Below are 18737 nucleotides of genomic sequence, written 5' to 3' on the forward strand. Positions count from 1 at the left end.
CTCAGTCCTTCTCTCGCAGTGCCCAGAACTGGAACACCGTGACGGCGGCGATGACGACGACCAGGGCGATCGACTCGGCGGTCGCGGCGCCGAGCTGCAGGTTGACGAAGCCACGGTTGTAGATCGCGTTGACGATCGTCGTGGTCTCGGTCCCCGGCCCGCCCTGGGTCAGGATGTAGAACTGGTTGAACGCGAGCAGCGAGCCGATCACCGAGATGATGGCGCTGAGGGCGATGGTCGACCGGATCATCGGCAGGGTGATGAGCCGTTCGGTCTGCCACCAGGACGCGCCCTCGAGCTGCGCCGACTCGTACACCTCGTCGGGGATGCCCTGCATGGCCGACATCAGCAGCACCATCGTCAGGCCGGACACCGCCCAGACCACGAGCACGCAGATGAGCAGCGTGGCGAGGGGGCCGTTGACGAGCCAGGCGGTGCTGCCGTCGGTGATGCCGAGCCAGCGGAGCACCATGTTGACGGCTCCGGAGTTCGGCTGCGCCTCGAGCACGAGCATGAACGACAGCGTCGTCAGGCCGACGACGTACGGCAGGAAGAACACCGTCCGCAGCAGGGTGCTACCCCGTCGCCGCGCCCGGATGAGCACCGCCAAGAAGTAGCCGAGCACCAGGATCGGCACCGTCACGATCGCGGTGTACAGCAGCGTGTACCCGATGGCGTGCACGAACGTCGGGTCCTGGAACAGCGTCAGGTAGTTCTGCAGCCCGATGAACCGGTACGGGCCGATCAGGGGCCAGTTCGTGAACGAGATGTAGAGCGCGAACACGAGCGGGGCGAGGACGAACACCGCGACGAAGACGATCGCCGGGGTGACGAGCACGGCGCCGGCGCGCGGCGGGTGCGTGAGCGACCCGCGGGACGGACCCGAGCGACCCTGGCGGCCCGGGCGGCCGGCGCCGCGGCCGACGGTGGGGCGGCCGGCGCCGGTCCGTCGGTTGGAGATGGTGGTCATGTCTGCACCTCTCTGTGCAACGAGCGAACGAACGAGCGAACAGGCGAGCGAGCGACGGTCAGGCCTGGACCTGGTCGAGGATGCGGGTGTAGTCCGCCTGCGCCGTCTTCATCGCGGCAGCGGTGCCCGAGCCGAACACGGCCTCGCGGAACATCGCGAAGTACGGTGACGACGGCTGGTTGTTGAGCAGGTTGTACGCCAGGGTCTGCGGCGCGTAGCCCTTGTCGATGGCGTCGAGCGGGCCGAACGCCAACGGGAACCGCTTGCGGTACTCGGGCGTCGCGGCGTCCGAGCGGGTGGGGAAGTAGCCGCCGTCGGGCAGGGCCTGCTGTTGCTGCAGGCCGTTCGCGTACTGCATGAACGCCCAGCCGCCGGACGGGTTCGCCGCCCCGTTCGGGATGCACATGTTGTCGCCGCCGTCGAAGAACGACCGCTGGCCGTCCCACGACGGGATGAGCACCGTCTGCATCTTCGCCCGCATGGCCTTGGTGGCCGCGGGCACGGTGGCGCCGTACGAGGTCGGGAAGATCCCGACCTTGCCGGCCCGGAAGTCCGCGCCCCACGTGGTGCCGGCGTCCGAGTACGTCGCCTTCGACAGCGCGCCGTCCTTCCAGAGCTGCCGGTAGAACTCGAGCATCCGTTCCAGCGCTTCGTTGCCGGTGATGTTCGCCGTCTGCTTGCCGACCTCGCCGGACATCATGTCGACGCCGGTCGCCCAGACGTGCGGCTGCGTGACGAAGCCGATGATGCCGGCGGCGTTGCCGGAGATCGACCACCCGTAGACGTCATCGTCGAGCTTCCGGATGGCCTTCGCCGCGTCGAGCAGCGTGGAGAGGTCCTTCGTCGACTCCTCGACGTCGAGCCCGGCCCGGTCGAACAGTTCGGTGTTGACGAACAGCTGCGAGTTGTCCGCCAGGTAGGGCAGCCCGTAGTACCGGTCGCGGTACTCGAGCAGTCGCAGGTGGCCCGGTGAGATCGCGTCGAAGTAGTCGAGGCCCTTGACCACGTCGGTCAGGTCGGCGAACGCCTCGCGGAAGATGAACAGCTGCGAGTTGATGTCGTCGATGTCCACGACGTCCGGCGGTTCACCACCGCGGATGGCCGTCGCGAGCTTCGTCACGTACTGACCGTCCGGCACCGGGGTCAGCTCGACCTGCAGCTTCGGGTTCGCCTTGTTGAACCCGGCCACGGCCGAGGTCAGTCCGGCCTGGGTCGCGGACCGGCACCAGACGTGCACGGTGCCGGTCGCGTCCTTCCCGAAGCTCGCCACCTCCGCGTCGACCTTGGGCAGGGTGCCGGAGCACCCTGCCAGGGCGAGTGCTGCGCCGCCGGCGACACCGCCGACCAGGAACGCTCTGCGGTCCATCACGTCACCGCGCCAGCGGGAGCCACACGCGCATCGGCGCCGCGCCCCGGTTCGCCCAGGCGTAGTAGGGAACCGCGGTCGCGGTGACGGCCGGGAGGTCCGTGGTGGCGCCCTGCGAGCCGGCCGCGTCGTCGACGCTGGTCGCGTCCACGGCGTGATCCGCTCCTCCAGACCGGGTCGCGTCCAGCCGCTGGTACGGCCACGATGCCTGCTCGTGTCCGGCCGGGGCGTGTCCGGGCACGCGCAGCGTGACGATGCCGTCGAGCAGGTCGTCGCGACGTTCCTCGGTGATCGGTGCGACCGCGTCGACCGTCAGGTCGTCGACCGTGAAGCCCTGCTGGTCCGCCTGCTCCACGGCGTACACGAGGGGGCCGCGCTCGATGGCGACCTGACCGCGGGCGGCGTCGATGCGGGTGTCGGCCACGTACCGGTGCGGCGTCGTGTCGAAGACGAGCTCGACCGTGTCCCCGGCGGTCCAGTGCCGGTCGACGACGTGCAGCGTGCCCGGCTCCGGGTGCGCCGTACCGTCCGGTCCCTGCACCGTCGTCGTGTCCGACCAGACCGGGATCCGCAGGCCGAGGGCGAGCGGGCCGTCCTCGGTGACCGTGACGACCACGCGGCCGTCGTGCGGGTAGCCGGTCTCGACCGACACCGGCCCGAGGTCCGCGGTCGCGTACTGGTGGATCTGCAGGCCGCCGTCGGTCGCGGTCGCCAGGTAGCCGTCCAGGCTCGCGAACGTGCGCATGATGTTGGGCGGGCAGCAGGCGCAGTCGAACCAGCCGCGGCGCCCGTGAGCGGGGGAGCGGTTCTCGTCCTGGTGCGCGTGGTCCCGCTGCTGCAGGGGGTTCACGTAGAAGTACTCGGTGCCCGCCAGGCTCACGCCGGCCAGGAACGCGTTGTACAGCAGGCGCTCGATCGCGTCGGCGTAGACCGGCTTGCCGGTGGCGAGCAGCAGGCGCCACGCCCACTGCACACCGCCGATGGCCGCGCAGGTCTCGGCGTAGCCACGGTCGGTCGGCAGCTCGTAGGGGTCGCCGAACGCCTCCCAGTCCCAGCGCGCCCCGAGGCCGCCGGTGATGAACGCCTTCGTCGCCATCATGTCGGCGAACTGCCGCTCGCTCGCGGCCAGCAGCTCGGTGTCGCCGGTCTCGATCGCGACGTCGACGGCGCCGGCTGCCAGGTACACGGCGCGGACGGCGTGGCCCTCGACGGTCGTGGCCTGCCGGCTCGGCACCCGGTCGGAGAAGTACGTCGGCTCACCGCCGGCGCGCTCGATGATGCCCGTGCCGCGGGCGTCGACGAACCAGTGCGCCAGGTCGAGGTACTCACGGTTGGCGGTCTCGCGGTACAGCTCGACGAGGCCCATCTCGACGACGGGGTGGCCGTCGACGTCGCGGGTCTTCGGCGTGCCGTCCGGTGCGGTCCCGTCGCCGAACGTGCGGACCAGGTGGTCGGCGTTCTTGATCGCGACCTCGAGCAGGCCGGTGTCGCCCGTCGCACGGTGCTGCGCCACGGCCGCCTGGTACAGGTGGCCGGCGCAGTACATCTCGTGGCTCCACTTGAGGTCCGTGTACCGCTCGCCCTTCCCACGGATCTGCTGCACGGAGTCGAGGTAGCCGTCGTCGGCCTGCGCCTGGGCGTACAGGGCGGTGACCTCGCGCTGCAGTTCGAGCAGGTCCTCGGACGGGGCGCGGCCGTACTCCCACGCCACCGCCTCGAGCCACTTCGTCACGTCCGAGTCCATGAAGATCGGGCCGGTGGCCTCGCCCTCCTCGAGCCCCGCGGCGATGCGCAGGTTCCGGAAGTTGCCGGCGGTCTCGAGGAGGGCGTACCCGCCGCGGACCGCGTCACGGCCGTTGCGCTCCTGCCGGAGTGCCCAGAAGCCGCCGGTGATCCGGGCGTCGCCCGTCGGCAGGGGCCGGAGCGTGAGGTGCGCGTCGGCGGTCGGGAGGACCGGGGTCGCGGTGTGCGCACGGCTGTCGGTCGCGAGCGTGGTGGTCATGTCGCCTCCTTGCGATGTGACTGGGACCGTCCCGGTGCCGCCGTTCGTGCAGCGTTTCGGAAAACGGTTTCTGCGGTGGACGTTACGACACTGGTCTTCGCCGCGCAAGAGGAGTGCTGGGTTTTCTGCGTATGCTCATCGTCACGTCCCGCGATCCGGAAAGGAACTTGCCGTGACCCTCGAGCGCACCGGTGCCGACCGCAGCACGCAGCCCGTCCGGATCACCGACGTCGCCGCGCTCGCCGGGGTGTCGATCGGCACGGCGTCGAAGGCGCTCAACGGCACCGGACAGCTCCGCGACTCCACGCGGGCACGGGTCAAGGACGCCGCCGAGAAGCTCGGGTTCGTCGGCGACGCCCGGGCCCGTGCGCTGTCCTCCGGTCGGACCTACACGGTCGGCATGATCACCACCGACTCCTTCGGTCGGTTCTCGATCCCCGTGCTCCTCGGTGCCGAGGACGCCCTGTCCGCCGGGCAGATGGCGGTCCTGCTCTGCGACACCCGCGACGACCACGTCCGCGAGGCCCACTACCTCCGCTCCCTCGTAGCCCGCGGCGTCGACGGGATCATCGTGACCGGACGCTCCGCCGACCCGCGACCGCCGATCGACGTGGCGATCCCGGTCGTGTACGCGTTCACGCCGTCGACCTCGGCCGACGACGTGTCGATCACCCTCGACGACTCCGCCGGGTCCGCGCTCGTCGCCGCGCACGTGCTGACGCTCGGGCGGCAGCGGGTCGCCGTCGTCACCGGGCCCGCGCGGCACCGTTCCGCCGAACGTCGCGTGGCGGGAGCGGCCTCCGTGCTCGGGTCACGATTGGTCACGCCGCCGCTGTTCGGCGAGTGGTCGGAGCGGTGGGGGCGCCAGGCCGTCGACGTGCTCGCGCGGCAGTCGCCCGACGTCGACGCGATCGTGTGCGGCAGCGATCAGATCGCCCGCGGCGTGTGCGATCGGCTTCGGGAGCTCGGACGCTCGGTCCCCGAGGACGTCGCCGTCACCGGGTACGACGACTGGGACGTGATGGTGCTCGCCTCGAGGCCGCCGCTGACGACGGTGGACCTGCGGCTCGAGGAGCTCGGGCGCGTGGCCGGGCAGGCGTTGCTCGGGCTGATCGACGGCGGTGCGGCGGCCTCGGCGACGGTCACCCCGTCCCTCGTGATCCGCGAGAGCACCGCCGGCGCGTAGCCCGCCCCGCGCCGTCGCGCCCGCCGCGCCCGTCCGCCGAGGTTCCGAAATCTCGGCATCTGGGCGGGACTCCGAGCCGTTCGTGGAACCTCGGCGCACCGGCGGCGGCGAGTCGTGGAACCTCGGCGGGGAAGGGTCGGGCGAGTCGTCGCCGCGTCGGGGTCCGTCGGGGCGCGCCGAAGGCCGTTGCCCGGAGTTCCCGCTCGGCGCCCGGGGCTCCGAGATTTCGGCATCTGGGCGAGGATCCGAGGCGGTCGTGGAACCTGGGCGCTGCGCGGGCGGCGAGTTGTGGAACCTCGGCGGACGTGAGCGGGGTGTCTCGACTGGTGGGGTAGGCGAGAAGGGCGGCGCGCGCGGACGTTGCGAGAGTGAGCGCTCACGTGCCAGGATGTGAGCGCTCACGGAGGACGACGGAGTTCTGGAGGAACGCATGGGCGACGACCCCACCCAGCAGGTCGCGAACGGCCGCACGACACTCGGGATCGAGCTCGGCTCCACCCGCATCAAGGCATGCCTGGTGGACGAGGACCTCGTCCCCATCGCCGCCGGCTCCCACGAGTGGGAGAACGAGTTCGTCGACGGCCGCTGGACCTACTCGCTCGACGCCGTCGAGACCGGCCTCCGGGCCGCGTACGCCGCGCTCGTCGCCGACGTCGAAGCGCAGTTCGGCGTGCGTCCGACCACGTTCCGCGCGGTCGGCGTGAGCGCGATGATGCACGGCTACCTGGCGTTCGACGCCGCAGGCGACCTGCTCGTGCCGTTCCGGACCTGGCGGAACACCTCGACCGGACCCGCAGCCGAACAGCTCAGCGAGGCACTGGCCTTCAACGTGCCGCTCCGCTGGTCGATCGCACACCTGTACCAGGCGGTCCTCGACGAGGAACCGCACGTGGCCGAGGTCGCCGGCATCACGACGCTCGCGGGCTACGTGCACCGACGACTCACCGGACGGAACGTGCTCGGCGTCGGGGATGCCTCCGGCGTGTTCCCGATCGAGGGCGGACCCGTCGACAGCGGCCCCGGAGACCCGGGCGCGAAGGACTTCGACCAGGCCATGCTCGCCACCGCGCAGGACCTGATCGGTGTGCGGGACCTGCGGTCCCTGCTGCCCGAGGTCCTCGTCGCCGGTGCCGAAGCCGGTGAGCTGACCCCTGAGGGCGCCGCGTGGCTCGACCCCACCGGCACGCTCGAACCCGGCGCGCCGCTCTGCCCGCCCGAGGGTGACGCCGGCACCGGCATGGTCGCGACGAACGCCGTCGCACCCCGCACCGGCAACGTCAGCGTCGGCACGAGCATCTTCGCGATGGTGGTCCTCGAGCACCCGCTGAGCACGCCGCACGAGGAACTCGACGTCGTGACCACCCCGGCGGGCGACGCCGTGGCGATGGTGCACTGCAACAACGGCGCCAGCGAGATCGCGAGCTGGGCGAAGGTCTTCGGACGGTTCGCCGAAGCGGCCGGGCAGCCCCTCGACGTCGACACCGTCTACGCGACACTGCTCACCGAATCGATCGCGGACAGCACCGACCCCGACGCCGGCGGCCTGCTCTCGTTCAACTACCTGGCCGGCGAACCCGTCACCCACGTCGAGGACGGCCGGCCCCTGCTGCTCCGCACCCCCGACGCCCGCTTCACCCTGGGCAACCTGGTCCGCTCCGAGGTACACGGCGCGTTCGCCACCCTGGCGATCGGCATGGACGTGCTGCACGGCGAGCGGGTGCAGGTCGACCGGATGACCGCGCACGGCGGGCTCTTCCGCACGCCCGGCGCCCCGCAGCGTCTGCTCGCCGCGGCACTGCGGGTGCCGATCGCCCTCGAGGAGACCGCGGGCGAGGGCGGAGCGTGGGGCATCGCCGTCCTGGCCGCCTACCTCGAGCACACCGACCAACAGCTCCCCGACTTCCTGTCGGACACCGTGTTCGGCGGGGACGCCGTGCACGTGGCCGAGCCCGAGCCGGCCGACGTCGACGGCTTCCAGACCTACCTGGGCCGCTACCGGGCCGCACTGCCCGTGCAGGACGTGGCGGCGGCGGCGACCCGCCCCAGCGCGACCACGCGCCCGACCGAGCAGACCGACGGCGCCGACCCGCGCCTTCCGGCAGAGCAGGAAGCGACCCGATGACCGACGCGACCCAGCAGGACGCGACCCAGCAGAACGCGACCCAGCACGCCGACGCGACCGACCCGACCACGCGCCAGGCAGTGGCGACCACCCGGGAACGCGTCGCCCGCCTGCACGGCGAACTCGTCCGCTACGGCCTGGTGATCTGGACCGGCGGCAACGTCTCCGAGCGTGTGCCCGGCACCGACCTGTTCGTCATCAAGCCGAGCGGCGTCTCGAGCGACGACCTGACCCCCGAGAACCAGGTCGTCTGCACCCTCGACGGCGAGCCGGCCGACGGCTGGGGCAACGAGCACGGACCGAGCTCCGACACCGCCGCGCACGCCCACGTGTACCGGAACATGCCCGAGGTCGGCGGTGTCGTGCACACCCACTCGACGTACGCGACGGCGTGGGCCGCACGAGCGGAACCCATCCCGTGCGTGATCACCGCGATGGCCGACGAGTTCGGCGGGCCGATCCCGGTCGGCCCGTTCGCGATCATCGGCGACGACTCCATCGGCCACGGCATCGTCGAGACGCTGACCGGCCACCGATCCCGCGCGGTCCTCATGCAGAACCACGGCGTCTTCACGATCGGCAAGGACGCGAAGGACGCCGTCAAGGCCGCCGTGATGTGCGAGGACGTCGCCCGCACCGTGCACATCGCGAAGCAGGGCGGGGACGTGGTCCCGATCGCGCAAGCAGACATCGATCGACTCTTCGATCGCTACCAGAACGTCTACGGACAGAACCCCGAAGGAGCCATGCAATGACGCAGGAGACCACCGTCGACCCCCAGGCCACGCTCGACGGCTACGAGGTCTGGTTCCTCACCGGCTCCCAGGGGCTGTACGGCGAGGAGACGCTGCGCCAGGTGGAGGAGCAGAGCAAGGCCGTGCACGCCGAGCTGGCCGGCGCCCTGCCGGTCAAGCTCGTCTGGAAGCCGGTCCTGAAGGACGCCGACGGCATCCGGCGCGCCCTGATCGAGGCCAGCGCCGACGACAAGGTCATCGGCGTCACCACCTGGATGCACACCTTCAGCCCCGCGAAGATGTGGATCGGTGGCCTGCAGGCGCTGACGAAGCCGCTGCTGCACCTGCACACGCAGGCGAACGTCACGCTGCCGTGGGCGGACATCGACTTCGACTTCATGAACCTCAACCAGGCCGCGCACGGCGACCGTGAGTTCGGCTACGCGCTCGCACGCCTCGGTGTCCGACACGCCACCGCCGTCGGGCACGTCTCGGATCCCCGCGTCCAGCAGCGGGTGTCGAACTGGACCCGTGCCGCAGCCGGTGCCGCAGCAGTCCGTGAGCTGAAGCTCACCCGCTTCGGCGACAACATGCGCTACGTCGCCGTCACCGAGGGCGACAAGACCGAGGCCGAGATCGAGCTCGGCGTGCAGGTGAACACCTGGGCGGTGAACGAGCTGGCAGCGGCCGTGTCCGCCGCGTCGGACCACGAGATCGACGCGCTCGTGGCGACCTACGAGCGCGACTACGACGTGGACCCGTCACTCCGCAGCGCCGGCGGCGAACGACACGCGGCGCTCCGCGACGGCGCCGCCATCGAGATCGGCCTCCGCACCCTGCTGGCGCAGAACGGCTCCGCCGCCTTCACGACCAACTTCGAGGACCTCGGCACGCTCAAGCAGCTGCCCGGCCTCGCGGTCCAGCGCCTGATGGCGGACGGCTACGGCTTCGGCGCCGAGGGCGACTGGAAGACGGCCGTCCTGGTCCGTGCGATGAACGTCGCCGGCGCCGGACTGCCCGGTGGTGCGAGCCTGATGGAGGACTACACCTACGACCTCACGCCCGGTGCTGAGAAGATCCTCGGTGCCCACATGCTCGAGGTCTCGCCCACGCTCACCACCACGAAGCCGACGCTGGAGATCCACCCGCTCGGCATCGGCGGCAAGGACGACCCGGTCCGCCTGGTCTTCACCGCCGACTCCGGCGAGGCCGTGGTGGTCGCGCTCTCCGACACCCGCGACGGCTTCCGCCTGACCGCGAACGTCGTCGACGTCGTGCCGCCGACTTCCGCGTTGCCCAAGTTGCCGGTCGGCCGTGCCGTCTGGGAGCCGCGTCCGTCGTTCCCCGTCGCCGCCGAGGCCTGGCTCACCGCCGGCGCCGCCCACCACACCGTGATGACGACGGCCGTCGGTCTGCAGGTGGTCGAGGACCTCGCGACCATGGTCGGCACCGAGTTCCTGGTCATCGACGAGCACACCACCGCCCGCGGCTTCCGTGACGAGCTTCGTCTCCAGCAGACGTGGCACCGTCTCGACCGCGGCTTCTGAGGGACGCGGACCGTACGATGAGCGACGTGATCGCAGAGCAGCGCACGCGGACGAACTGGGCGGGCAACGTCACCTACCGGGCGTCCGGTCTGGCGCGTCCGACGTCGGTGGCCGCGTTGCAGGAACTGGTCGCGTCGACCCCGCGCCTGACGGCGCTCGGCTCACGGCACTCCTTCAACACGATCGCCGACACCGACGCCGTGCAGGTGTCGCTGCAGGACCTGCCGCCGGTCCTCGACATCGACACGTCGCGTCGTGTGGTCCGCGTGGCCGCCGGCATGACGCACAGTCGGGTCGCGGCCGGTCTGGAGGCCCGTGGCTGGGCACTCGGGAACCTCGCGTCCCTGCCGCACATCTCCACGGCCGGGGCCGTCGCCACGGGCACGCACGGCTCCGGCGTCCGCAACCCGTCGCTCGCGCAGGCGGTGGTCGGGCTCGACGTCGTCCGCGCTTCCGGCGCGATCGAGCACGTCGATGCGTCCTCGCCGGACGGGGCCCTCGACGCCCACCGGGTGGCCATCGGCGCGCTCGGGGTCGTCACCACGGTGGAGCTCGCGATCGAGCCGACGTTCGAGGTCGCCACGACGGTGCACCTCGACCTGCCGTGGGACGCGGTGTCCGAGCACTTCGACCAGGTCATGTCCGACGCCTACTCGGTGTCGATGTTCACCTCGTTCGACGACCGCGGTGCCCGGCAGGTCTGGGTGAAGCACCGCGTGGACGAGCCCTCGCCCACCGTCGACCTCGTCGCCCTCGGAGCGCGGCCCGCCACCGGCCCCGTGCACCCGGGGGAGAACGACCCCGCCGGCGTCACCGAGCAGGGCGGCGTCCCCGGGCCGTGGGCCGAGCGGCTGCCGCACTTCCGGTCCTCGTTCACGCCGTCGACCGGTGCCGAGATCCAGGCCGAGTACTTGATCCCGGCAGCGTCGGCAGTGTCCGCGCTCGAGGCCCTCCGTCCGCTCGAGTCGGTGTTCGCGCCGATCCTCATCGCCGCCGAGATCCGTACGATCGCGCCCGACACCGCCTGGCTCGCGCCGTCGTCCGGTCGGCAGTCGGTCGGCATCCACTTCACGTTCCGCCGGGACGCCGCAGCCGTGGCGGCCGCGGTGACGCGGATCGAGGAAGCGCTCGCGCCCTTCGACCCGCGGCCGCACTGGGGCAAGGTGTCCGGCGTGAGCGTCGAGCGTCTGCACGAGGCGTACCCGCGGCTGTCGGACTTCGCTGCGGTCGCGCGCGACGTCGACCCCACGGGCCGGTTCCGCAACGCGTACCTGGCGCGCGTCCTGTCCTGACGGGGCGTGCCGCGTGGCACCACGACTGGGGCGTGCGCGTGACGACACCGGTTCCGTAGCCTCCTCGGAGGCAACGGAGGGGAGCACAGTGACGCTGCCGATCGCCGGGTGGTACCCGGACCCGCAAGACTCGAACCGCACACGGTGGTGGGACGGAGCACGTTGGGGAGCACTCGCACCCCAACCTGCTGTAGCTGTCCCCGCGCCACAGTGGGAGCCGGCACCGCGTCCGCCCGCGCCGTCGGAGTACCGCGCGGCCGTCACCGAGCAACCGCTCCGAGGGCGGAAGGCCCGGATCGCCAAGGACCGGGCGACCCGTGCAGCGAATCCGTTCGGGTACGCCGGGCTGGTCCTCGCGCTGCTCGGGTTCATCGTCAACGTGTTCGCGATCCCCGGGATCCTGGGGATCGTCTTCGGCGCGATCGGTCTGGCACGCGCCGGGCAGCTCACCGGGCAACGGATCACCGGGTTCGGAGTATCACTCGCAGCGGTCATCCTCGGGTTGGCGGCGTCGGCTGCCTTCGTCGTGCGAGCGGCACAGCTGCTCGCGTGACGACAGGTGTCCCGCACCGTTGAGCGCGATGCGGGACACCCGGGTCCTCAGTCCCTGCGGGACAGGTCGATCAGGAGCCTGACCACGGTCACGAGCAAGCTCGCGATCCCCAGCCAGGGCACCCGACGCCTGGACCGATCATCGGTGTCGTTCGACATCGGTGACCTCCTGGTGTCGTCGCCGGCTGACACGAGGAGCTTCGACCAAGGGACGCGTCGCCGAGCGTGCTCGGCTACCATCGGTTCCGAGCGTTGGACTCGGGATGGTTGGTTCATCCCTTGGCTTTCCACTCGGAAGGCAAATCGAAGCCCGGAACTGTTGTCGCAGTCCCGGGCTTCGTGCTTTCGCCCGGATCGCGCTCCGGCGGTGGCGCGACCGGGTCAAGCCTACGACGAGCTGTCCGGTGACATTCCGGTCGTTGCTCACAGCGGTTTCCCGCCGGATGTGCGGGCGGCCCGCCGGTTCGTCGCTGGGAGCGCACATGTGCATCCACAAAGGTCGGGGGATGGCGAACTTCAACCGCATCCTCGGCATGGCCTCGAAGGTCATCGACAAGCAGCTCCAGAAGCGTGGGCAGGGGGACGGTGCGCCCGGCAACGGAGCGCAGCGCGCTGGCGGGACCGACTGGCGTGACGTCGTCCGCGGTGCAGCGGACCGGCTGACGGGCGACGACCGGAGCCAGCAGCAGCGGCCGCAGCAGCAGTACGGCCAGCAGCAGTACGGGCAGGCGCCCCAGCAGCAGTACGGCCAGCAGCAGCCCGGCCAGCAGCAGCAGCACGGTCCGGCCGACTCGGACAAGGTCGCCCTGGCGAAGTACGACTACCTGCTCCGCACCTCGTCACCGGACCAGCTCGAGCAGGTCCACCACGACGCCTTCGCCCGCCTCACCCCGGCGCAGCGGCAGCAGGTGCGCAACCGCCTGAACTCCGAACTCCCGCCGCACGAGCACCTGCGCGACGACTCGGCGGGCGGCATGGCGCGCGCGATGACCCGCGGCGAGGTCCGCCGTCCGGGCCTGATCCGCCGCGTCCTCGGCGGCTCGAGCAACGGCAACGGCAACGGCCGCGGGCGTGGTGGTGCCTTCGCCGGCGGTGCCGCGGTCGGCGCCGGCGCGATGGCGCTCGGCGGCATCGGTGTCGCGGTCGCCGGGGGAGCGGTGCTGAGCGCCGCCGCCGGGCCCGTGCTGGCCGAGGCAGCGAACCTCGGCGTCGACTTCGACGGCATCGCCTCGGGCATCGGCGACCTCGGACTGGCCGACCTCGGGGCCGACCTCGGTGCTGACCTCGGCGGCGGCTTCGAGGGGATCGCGGGCGAGGGTGAGCAGCTCCTCGGCGGCCTCGGTGAGCAGGCGTCGGGCCTCGGCGAGCAGGCCTCGAACCTGGGCAACGACTTCCTCGGGGGCCTGTTCGACCGCTGACCCACGCCCCTCGGGTGGACTCGGTGCAGATCCATCGGGAATAGACGGACGTCGCACGGCACTTGGATTGTTTCGTCGTGCGACGTCTGTCGCACGCGGGATTCGGACGGGCGACCGCCGCGGTGTCAGGATGGACGCCGCCCGGCGACCCGGTCCGTGCAACCACAGCGGCTGCAGCACGGTCGCCACCACCCTTCCCACGAGGAGCACCACCGTCATGAGACGCCCGAACCGCCTGACGATCACCGCGGCCGTCGCCGCAGCAGCAGCCCTGGTCCTGACCGGCTGCTCGGGTGGGAGCTCGTCCGACGACGGTGACGGCACGGCCAAGGGCGGCACGCTCAACATCCTGACGACGGCCACCGCGGTGCACCTCGACCCGGCGACGAGCCAGAACCTGAACATCACCACCTTGGGTCTGGTGCTCCGCCGGCTGACGGCGTGGGACGTCGAGCCCGGCAAGGCCGCCAAGGTGGTGCCGGACCTGGCGACGAACACCGGCGACTCGAGCGACGGCGGCAAGACCTGGACGTACCACCTGAAGGACGGGCTGAAGTTCCAGGACGGCACGCCGATCACCACGAAGGACATCAAGTGGGGCATCGAGCGCTCGTTCGCGCCGACCCTGACCGGTGGCCTGAGCTACCACAAGTCGCTCCTGGTCGGTGGCGAGGACTACAAGGGCCCGTTCGACGGCAAGACCCTCGACAGCATCGAGACGCCTGACGACTCGACCATCGTCTTCAAGCTCAACGCCGCGTACGGCGACTGGCCGTGGCTCGTGTCGATGCCGGCGTTCGCTCCGGTTCCCGACGGCGACGGCACGGACACGGGTGCGTACGACAGCAAGCCGGTCGCGTCCGGGCCGTACCAGGTGCAGTCGAACACCCAGGGCTCGCAGATCACCCTCGTCCGGAACAAGCAGTGGAGCGCGAAGACCGACGACGTCCGCACCGCCGGCCCGTCGAAGGTCGTGTTCAAGGAGAGCCAGGATCCGTCGACCGTCACGCAGACGCTGATCGCCGACAACGGTGACGCGAAGGACTCCTTCGGCGCGAGCTACCTCGGCGCAGCCGAGCTGAACCAGGTGCGGAGCAACCCCGCCGCCCAGGACCGCCTCGCCACGTCGAAGGCCGGCCCGATCAACTACATGGCGATCAACACCCAGAAGGGATCGCTCAAGGACCTCAAGGTCCGTCAGGCCCTGCAGTACGCCGTCGACAAGAAGTCGTACCGGATCGCTGCGGGCGGCGCGCTCGCCGGTTCGTACGCCACGACCCTCATCACCCCGGGCATCGCGGGCCGCGAGGACTACGACCTGTACAAGCCCGCCGCGAACGGTGACGTCGCGAAGGCGAAGCAGCTCCTCGAGGACGCGGGCGTGTCCGACCTCAAGCTGACCCTGGCGACCCAGAACGACCCGACCTACCTCGCCCAGGCGCAGGCGCTGCAGTCCGGCCTCAAGCGCGCCGGCATCACCGTCACGCTGAAGCCGCTCGACGCGGACTCGTTCTACACCGCGACGACCGACGGCACCGACTTCGACCTGGCGCTGTTCAGCTGGCAGCCGGACTTCCCGAGCGCGAACGCCAACATCCAGCCGCTCTACGACTCGTCGCAGATCGGTGGCGGCGGCTACAACGTCTCGAAGTACAGCAACCCCGACGTGGACGCCCTGATCAAGAAGGCCAGCGCCACCGTCGACCAGCAGGACGCGCAGAAGCTGTGGGTCGAAGCGGACAAGAAGATCATGGCCGACGCGCCGATCGTCCCGCTGACCTACGCGAAGCAGTCGTTCCTGGCCGGTTCGAACTTGCAGAACTTCCAGATCGCGGACTTCCCGGCGTACCCGAACTACCTCAAGGTCTCGCTCGCGAAGTGAGTTCGCCGCTGCTCGAGGTCGAGGGGCTCCACGTCGCGTTCGGCGACGCGGAGCCCGTCGTCCGTGACGTCTCCTTCACCCTGACCCCCGGTCGTGTGCTCGCCCTCGTGGGGGAGTCCGGCTCCGGCAAGTCCGTCAGCGCCATGAGCGTGCTCGGCCTGCTGCCGCCCGAGGCGCGGGTCTCCGGCAGCGTCCGGTTCCGTGGCGAGGAGCTCGTCGGTGCCTCCGACGACACGCTCCGTGCCGTTCGCGGCGCCGGCATCGGCGTCGTGTTCCAGGAACCGATGAACTCGTTCACGCCGGTGCTGTCCATCGGCACGCAGGTCGCCGAGGCGATCCGGGCGCACCCGACGGACCTCGACCGTGCGGCGGTCTCCGCGCGCGTCGACGAGCTGCTGCGTGCCGCAGGCCTCACCGACCCCGAGCGCATCCGCAAGGCCTACCCGCACGAACTGTCCGGCGGGCAGCTGCAGCGCGCCATGATCGCGATGGCCCTGGCCGGGGACCCGGTCGCGCTGATCGCCGACGAGCCGACGACCGCGCTGGACGTCACGGTGCAGGCCGGGATCCTCGACCTGCTCCGCCGACTCGGTCGCGAGCGCTCCTTGGCCGTCCTGCTCATCACGCACGACATGGGTGTGGTGGCGGACGTCGCGGACGAGCTCCTGGTGATGCGCCGCGGCGACCCCGTCGAGCACGGCATGGTGGCCGAGGTCTTCGCGCACCCGTCCGCCGACTACACGCGCGAGCTCCTCGCCGCAGTCCCCAGCCTGGAGGCCCGTCCCGCGCCCGCCACGCCGGCTGCGGGCCCCGAGACTCGGCCTGGACGACAGGACGCGGCCCCCGGGACGCACGCCGTGTCGTCGAACGCGAGTCTCGGTCCGACCGAAGCGAGTCTCACGGAGGCGAGTCGCGCCTCCCGGCTGCCGGTCGCGCAGCTGCGCGACGTCGCCGTGCGGTACTCGCGCCGCGGCGGACCGACCGTCTCGGGCATCGAACTGGACCTGCGGGCCGGCGAGACCGTCGGCCTGGTGGGGGAGTCCGGGTCGGGCAAGTCGACCATCGGACGCGCCCTGGCGGGGCTGGTGCCCGTCGTCGCCGGCTCGGTCGAGGTCGACGGCAGCGACCTGCGGACCGCCAAGGGCCGACGGCTCCGCGAGCTCCGCAGCCGCGTCGGCATCGTCTTCCAGGACCCGGCGTCGTCACTCAACCCACGGCAGACCATCGGCTGGAGCATCGCCGAACCGCTCCTCGTGCACGGGACGGCCTCGGCTGCCGACCGTGCGGAACGCGTCCGTGACCTGCTGACCGCCGTGCAGCTCGACCCCTCGTGGGCCGAGCGGTTCCCGCACCAGCTCTCCGGTGGACAGCGCCAGCGGGTCGCCGTCGCGCGGGCACTGGCGCTCCGTCCGGCGCTCGTCATCGCCGACGAGCCCACCTCGGCGCTCGACGTGACCGTGCAGGCGGCCGTGCTCGACCTGCTCGCGCAGCTGCAGGACGAGTTCGGGTTCGGCATGCTCCTCATCAGCCACGACCTGGCCGTCGTCCGACAGCTCGCCGACGAGGTCGTCGTCCTGCACGACGGTCGCGTGGTCGAGCGGGGGACCACGGACGCCGTCCTCGACGACCCGCAGCAGGACTACACGCGCATGCTGCTCGCAGCGGCGCCCGTCGCCGATCCCGTGCGACAGGCGGCCCGCCGCGAAGCCTGGCGCGCCTGGGAAGGAGTGTCCTCGTGACCGCCAACGTCGTCGAGCGCCCCGTGGCCTCGTCCGGACGCACCACCGGCTTCCGCGCCGTGGTGCGCCGCATCCGGCAGGACCGCTGGGCCGTGACCTCGGCCGTCGTCATCGTCGTGTTCCTCGTGGTCGCCGTCGCGGCGCCGCTCATCAGCGCCGTCACCGGCCAGGACCCCTACGGGTACGACATCGACGCGCTCAACTCGTTCGGGGCGCCGAAGGGCTTCGGCGGGGGGATCAGCGGCGAGCACTGGTTCGGCGTCGAGCCGCTGACGGGTCGCGACCTGTTCGCGATCGTGACGTACGGTGCGCGGACGTCGCTCGGCATCGGGCTCGCGGCGACCTTCCTGTCGATCGTCATCGGGGTGCTCGTCGGCGTCACCACCGGCTTCTTCGGCGGCTGGTACGACCGCGTGCTCTCCCGCGTGGTCGACGTGATCTTCGGCTTCCCGTCGCTCGTCTTCATGATCGCCCTGACCGCGATCGTGCCGACGTCGTTCCCGAAGCCCGTCCTGGTCGTGCTCGTCATCGGGTTCTTCGGATGGCCGTCCGTCGCCCGCGTCGTCCGCGGCCAGACGCTGTCGCTCGTCAGCCGGAACTACGTCGTCGCCTCCACCGCGATGGGCGCCGGCCGGTGGCACGTCATCCGCACCCAGCTGCTGCCGAACCTCGCGGCGACGATCACCGTCTACGCGACGATCTCGATCCCGTCGATGATCGGCGCCGAAGCCGCGCTGTCGTTCCTGGCGGTCGGCGTGACCCCACCGACGCCCTCGTGGGGCCGCAGCATCGGCGACGCCGTCGGCTGGGTGCAGACCGACCCCATGTACCTCGTGTTCCCCGGAGCGGCCCTGTTCCTCATCACCCTCGCGTTCAACGTGCTCGGCGACGCCCTGCGTGACGCCCTCGACCCGAGAGGAGCACGCCGATGAGCACGCTCCGCTTCATCGCGATCCGCGTCCTCGGTGCAGCCGTCGTGCTGCTCGTCGTCGCGGCGATCACCTACGCACTGTTCATGCTGCTGCCGACGAACCCCGCGCGGGCGATCTGCGACAAGCCCTGCACGCCGGACCGGCTGCGCGAGGTGCAGGCGTTCCTGGGCACCGACAAGCCCTGGCTGGCGCAGTTCGGCGCCTACCTGGCGGGGATCTTCACCGGCCGCACGTTCGGCAGCGGCGCATCCGTGATCACCTGCGCCGCACCGTGCTTCGGGTACTCGTTCCAGCTGCACGAGAGCGTCACCGACCTGATCCTGTCCCGGCTGCCCGTCACCGCGTCGATCGCTGTCGGTGCCGCCGTGCTCTGGCTCGTCGCCGGGGTGTTCGGCGGAGCGGTCTCGGCGCTCCGTCGCGGCACGTTCGTCGACCGGGCCGTGATGACCGTCGCGGTCGCCGGGGTCTCGTCGCCGGCGTACCTGATCGGGTTGCTCGGCATCCTGCTGTTCGGGTTCGTACTCGGCATCCTGCCGACGAGCGGGTACGTCGCGTTCACCGACGACCCGGTCGGCTGGTTCACCCACCTGATCCTGCCGTGGTGCGTGCTCGCGTTCATCAGCGCCGCGATCTACGCGCGCCTGACCCGTGGCGAGATGCTCGAGTCGATGTCGCAGGACTTCGTCCGGACCGCTCGGGCCAAGGGCCTGCGCGAGCGACAGGTCGTCGTGCGGCACGGACTGCGCACCGCGATCCTGCCGGTGGTGACGCTGTTCGGGCTCGACCTCGGGTCGCTGCTCGGCGGTGCGGTCATCACCGAGAAGGTGTTCTCGATGCAGGGCCTCGGCGCGCTGCTCATCGACGCCGTGCACACCCTCGACCTGCAGGTCGTCGTCGGCTTCACGTTGTTCTCGGCGCTGCTGATCGTCACCGCGAACGTGATCGTCGACGTGGTCTACGCGTTCGTCGACCCGCGGGTGCGGCGCCGGGCGTAG

At 71.1% G+C, this 18737-nt stretch carries 14 protein-coding genes; 11 read left to right on the plus strand and 3 right to left on the minus strand.

Features of this window, described 5'->3' with window-relative positions; translation table 11 throughout:
* Position 1 precedes the first annotated feature (1 nt).
* The 3 genes from GVL05_RS06480 to GVL05_RS06490 are packed head-to-tail and all read right to left on the minus strand — an operon-like array spanning position 2 to position 4338.
* Positions 2-970, minus strand: a complete 969-nt coding sequence (locus tag GVL05_RS06480; protein ID WP_123938482.1) for a carbohydrate ABC transporter permease — start codon at positions 968-970, stop codon at positions 2-4.
* A gap of 58 nt (positions 971-1028) precedes the next feature.
* Positions 1029-2336 carry a sugar ABC transporter substrate-binding protein gene (locus tag GVL05_RS06485; protein WP_159572354.1) on the minus strand — a complete coding sequence of 436 codons (1308 nt, stop codon included), beginning with the start codon at positions 2334-2336 and terminating at the stop codon, positions 1029-1031.
* A 4-nt stretch (positions 2337-2340) separates the two neighbouring features.
* Positions 2341-4338, minus strand: a complete 1998-nt coding sequence (locus GVL05_RS06490) for a glycoside hydrolase family 127 protein (RefSeq protein ID WP_159572356.1) — start codon at positions 4336-4338, stop codon at positions 2341-2343.
* Positions 4339-4510: 172 nt separating this feature from the next.
* On the opposite strand from GVL05_RS06490, the gene GVL05_RS06495 reads away from it, so the two are divergent.
* From GVL05_RS06495 to GVL05_RS06545, 11 genes are all read left to right on the plus strand, one after another.
* Positions 4511-5524, plus strand: a complete 1014-nt coding sequence (locus tag GVL05_RS06495; RefSeq protein ID WP_159572358.1) for a LacI family DNA-binding transcriptional regulator — start codon at positions 4511-4513, stop codon at positions 5522-5524.
* Positions 5525-5954: 430 nt separating this feature from the next.
* On the plus strand, positions 5955-7646 hold the full coding sequence (locus GVL05_RS06500) for a xylulokinase (protein WP_159572360.1): 1692 nt from the start codon (positions 5955-5957) through the stop codon (positions 7644-7646).
* Positions 7643-8401 carry an L-ribulose-5-phosphate 4-epimerase gene (locus tag GVL05_RS06505; protein ID WP_228504864.1) on the plus strand — a complete coding sequence of 253 codons (759 nt, stop codon included), beginning with the start codon at positions 7643-7645 and terminating at the stop codon, positions 8399-8401. The genes GVL05_RS06500 and GVL05_RS06505 overlap by 4 nt, the downstream gene beginning before the upstream one ends.
* Positions 8398-9927 carry an L-arabinose isomerase gene (gene araA, locus GVL05_RS06510; protein WP_159572362.1) on the plus strand — a complete coding sequence of 510 codons (1530 nt, stop codon included), beginning with the start codon at positions 8398-8400 and terminating at the stop codon, positions 9925-9927. Before GVL05_RS06505 ends, araA begins: the two co-directional genes overlap by 4 nt.
* A 26-nt stretch (positions 9928-9953) precedes the next feature.
* Positions 9954-11219, plus strand: coding sequence for a D-arabinono-1,4-lactone oxidase (locus tag GVL05_RS06515; RefSeq protein WP_327785632.1), 1266 nt, complete (start codon positions 9954-9956; stop codon positions 11217-11219).
* An 88-nt stretch (positions 11220-11307) separates the two neighbouring features.
* Positions 11308-11772: a DUF2510 domain-containing protein gene (locus tag GVL05_RS06520; RefSeq protein WP_123938488.1), complete on the plus strand. Its 465-nt coding sequence runs from the start codon at positions 11308-11310 to the stop codon at positions 11770-11772.
* A 505-nt stretch (positions 11773-12277) separates the two neighbouring features.
* A complete protein-coding gene (locus GVL05_RS06525; protein WP_159572366.1) occupies positions 12278-13189 on the plus strand; it encodes a cation-transporting ATPase in 912 nt (303 codons plus the stop codon).
* A gap of 217 nt (positions 13190-13406) precedes the next feature.
* The gene (locus GVL05_RS06530) at positions 13407-15071 is read left to right on the plus strand and encodes an ABC transporter substrate-binding protein (protein WP_200849171.1); all 1665 of its coding nucleotides are present in this window, start codon (positions 13407-13409) and stop codon (positions 15069-15071) included.
* Positions 15068-16810: an ABC transporter ATP-binding protein gene (locus tag GVL05_RS06535; RefSeq protein ID WP_159572370.1), complete on the plus strand. Its 1743-nt coding sequence runs from the start codon at positions 15068-15070 to the stop codon at positions 16808-16810. The genes GVL05_RS06530 and GVL05_RS06535 overlap by 4 nt, the downstream gene beginning before the upstream one ends.
* On the plus strand, positions 16807-17742 hold the full coding sequence (locus GVL05_RS06540; RefSeq protein WP_159572372.1) for an ABC transporter permease: 936 nt from the start codon (positions 16807-16809) through the stop codon (positions 17740-17742). Before GVL05_RS06535 ends, GVL05_RS06540 begins: the two co-directional genes overlap by 4 nt.
* Positions 17739-18737 carry an ABC transporter permease gene (locus GVL05_RS06545; RefSeq protein ID WP_159572374.1) on the plus strand — a complete coding sequence of 333 codons (999 nt, stop codon included), beginning with the start codon at positions 17739-17741 and terminating at the stop codon, positions 18735-18737. Before GVL05_RS06540 ends, GVL05_RS06545 begins: the two co-directional genes overlap by 4 nt.

Origin of the sequence: Curtobacterium sp. 18060, from assembly GCF_902706105.1 — a bacterium.
Taxonomy (GTDB): Bacteria; Actinomycetota; Actinomycetes; order Actinomycetales; family Microbacteriaceae; genus Curtobacterium.

Bases quoted from the DNA above. Each gene is read 5' to 3' on its own strand.
- araA (WP_159572362.1), top strand. From the start codon at position 8,398: ATGACGCAGGAGACCACCGTCGACCCCCAGGCCACGCTCGACGGCTAC.
- GVL05_RS06530 (WP_200849171.1), top strand. From the start codon at position 13,407: ATGAGACGCCCGAACCGCCTGACGATCACCGCGGCCGTCGCCGCAGCA.
- GVL05_RS06485 (WP_159572354.1), bottom strand. From the start codon at position 2,336: ATGGACCGCAGAGCGTTCCTGGTCGGCGGTGTCGCCGGCGGCGCAGCA.
- GVL05_RS06480 (WP_123938482.1), bottom strand. From the start codon at position 970: ATGACCACCATCTCCAACCGACGGACCGGCGCCGGCCGCCCCACCGTC.
- GVL05_RS06505 (WP_228504864.1), top strand. From the start codon at position 7,643: ATGACCGACGCGACCCAGCAGGACGCGACCCAGCAGAACGCGACCCAG.
- GVL05_RS06525 (WP_159572366.1), top strand. From the start codon at position 12,278: ATGGCGAACTTCAACCGCATCCTCGGCATGGCCTCGAAGGTCATCGAC.
- GVL05_RS06490 (WP_159572356.1), bottom strand. From the start codon at position 4,338: ATGACCACCACGCTCGCGACCGACAGCCGTGCGCACACCGCGACCCCG.
- GVL05_RS06500 (WP_159572360.1), top strand. From the start codon at position 5,955: ATGGGCGACGACCCCACCCAGCAGGTCGCGAACGGCCGCACGACACTC.
- GVL05_RS06545 (WP_159572374.1), top strand. From the start codon at position 17,739: ATGAGCACGCTCCGCTTCATCGCGATCCGCGTCCTCGGTGCAGCCGTC.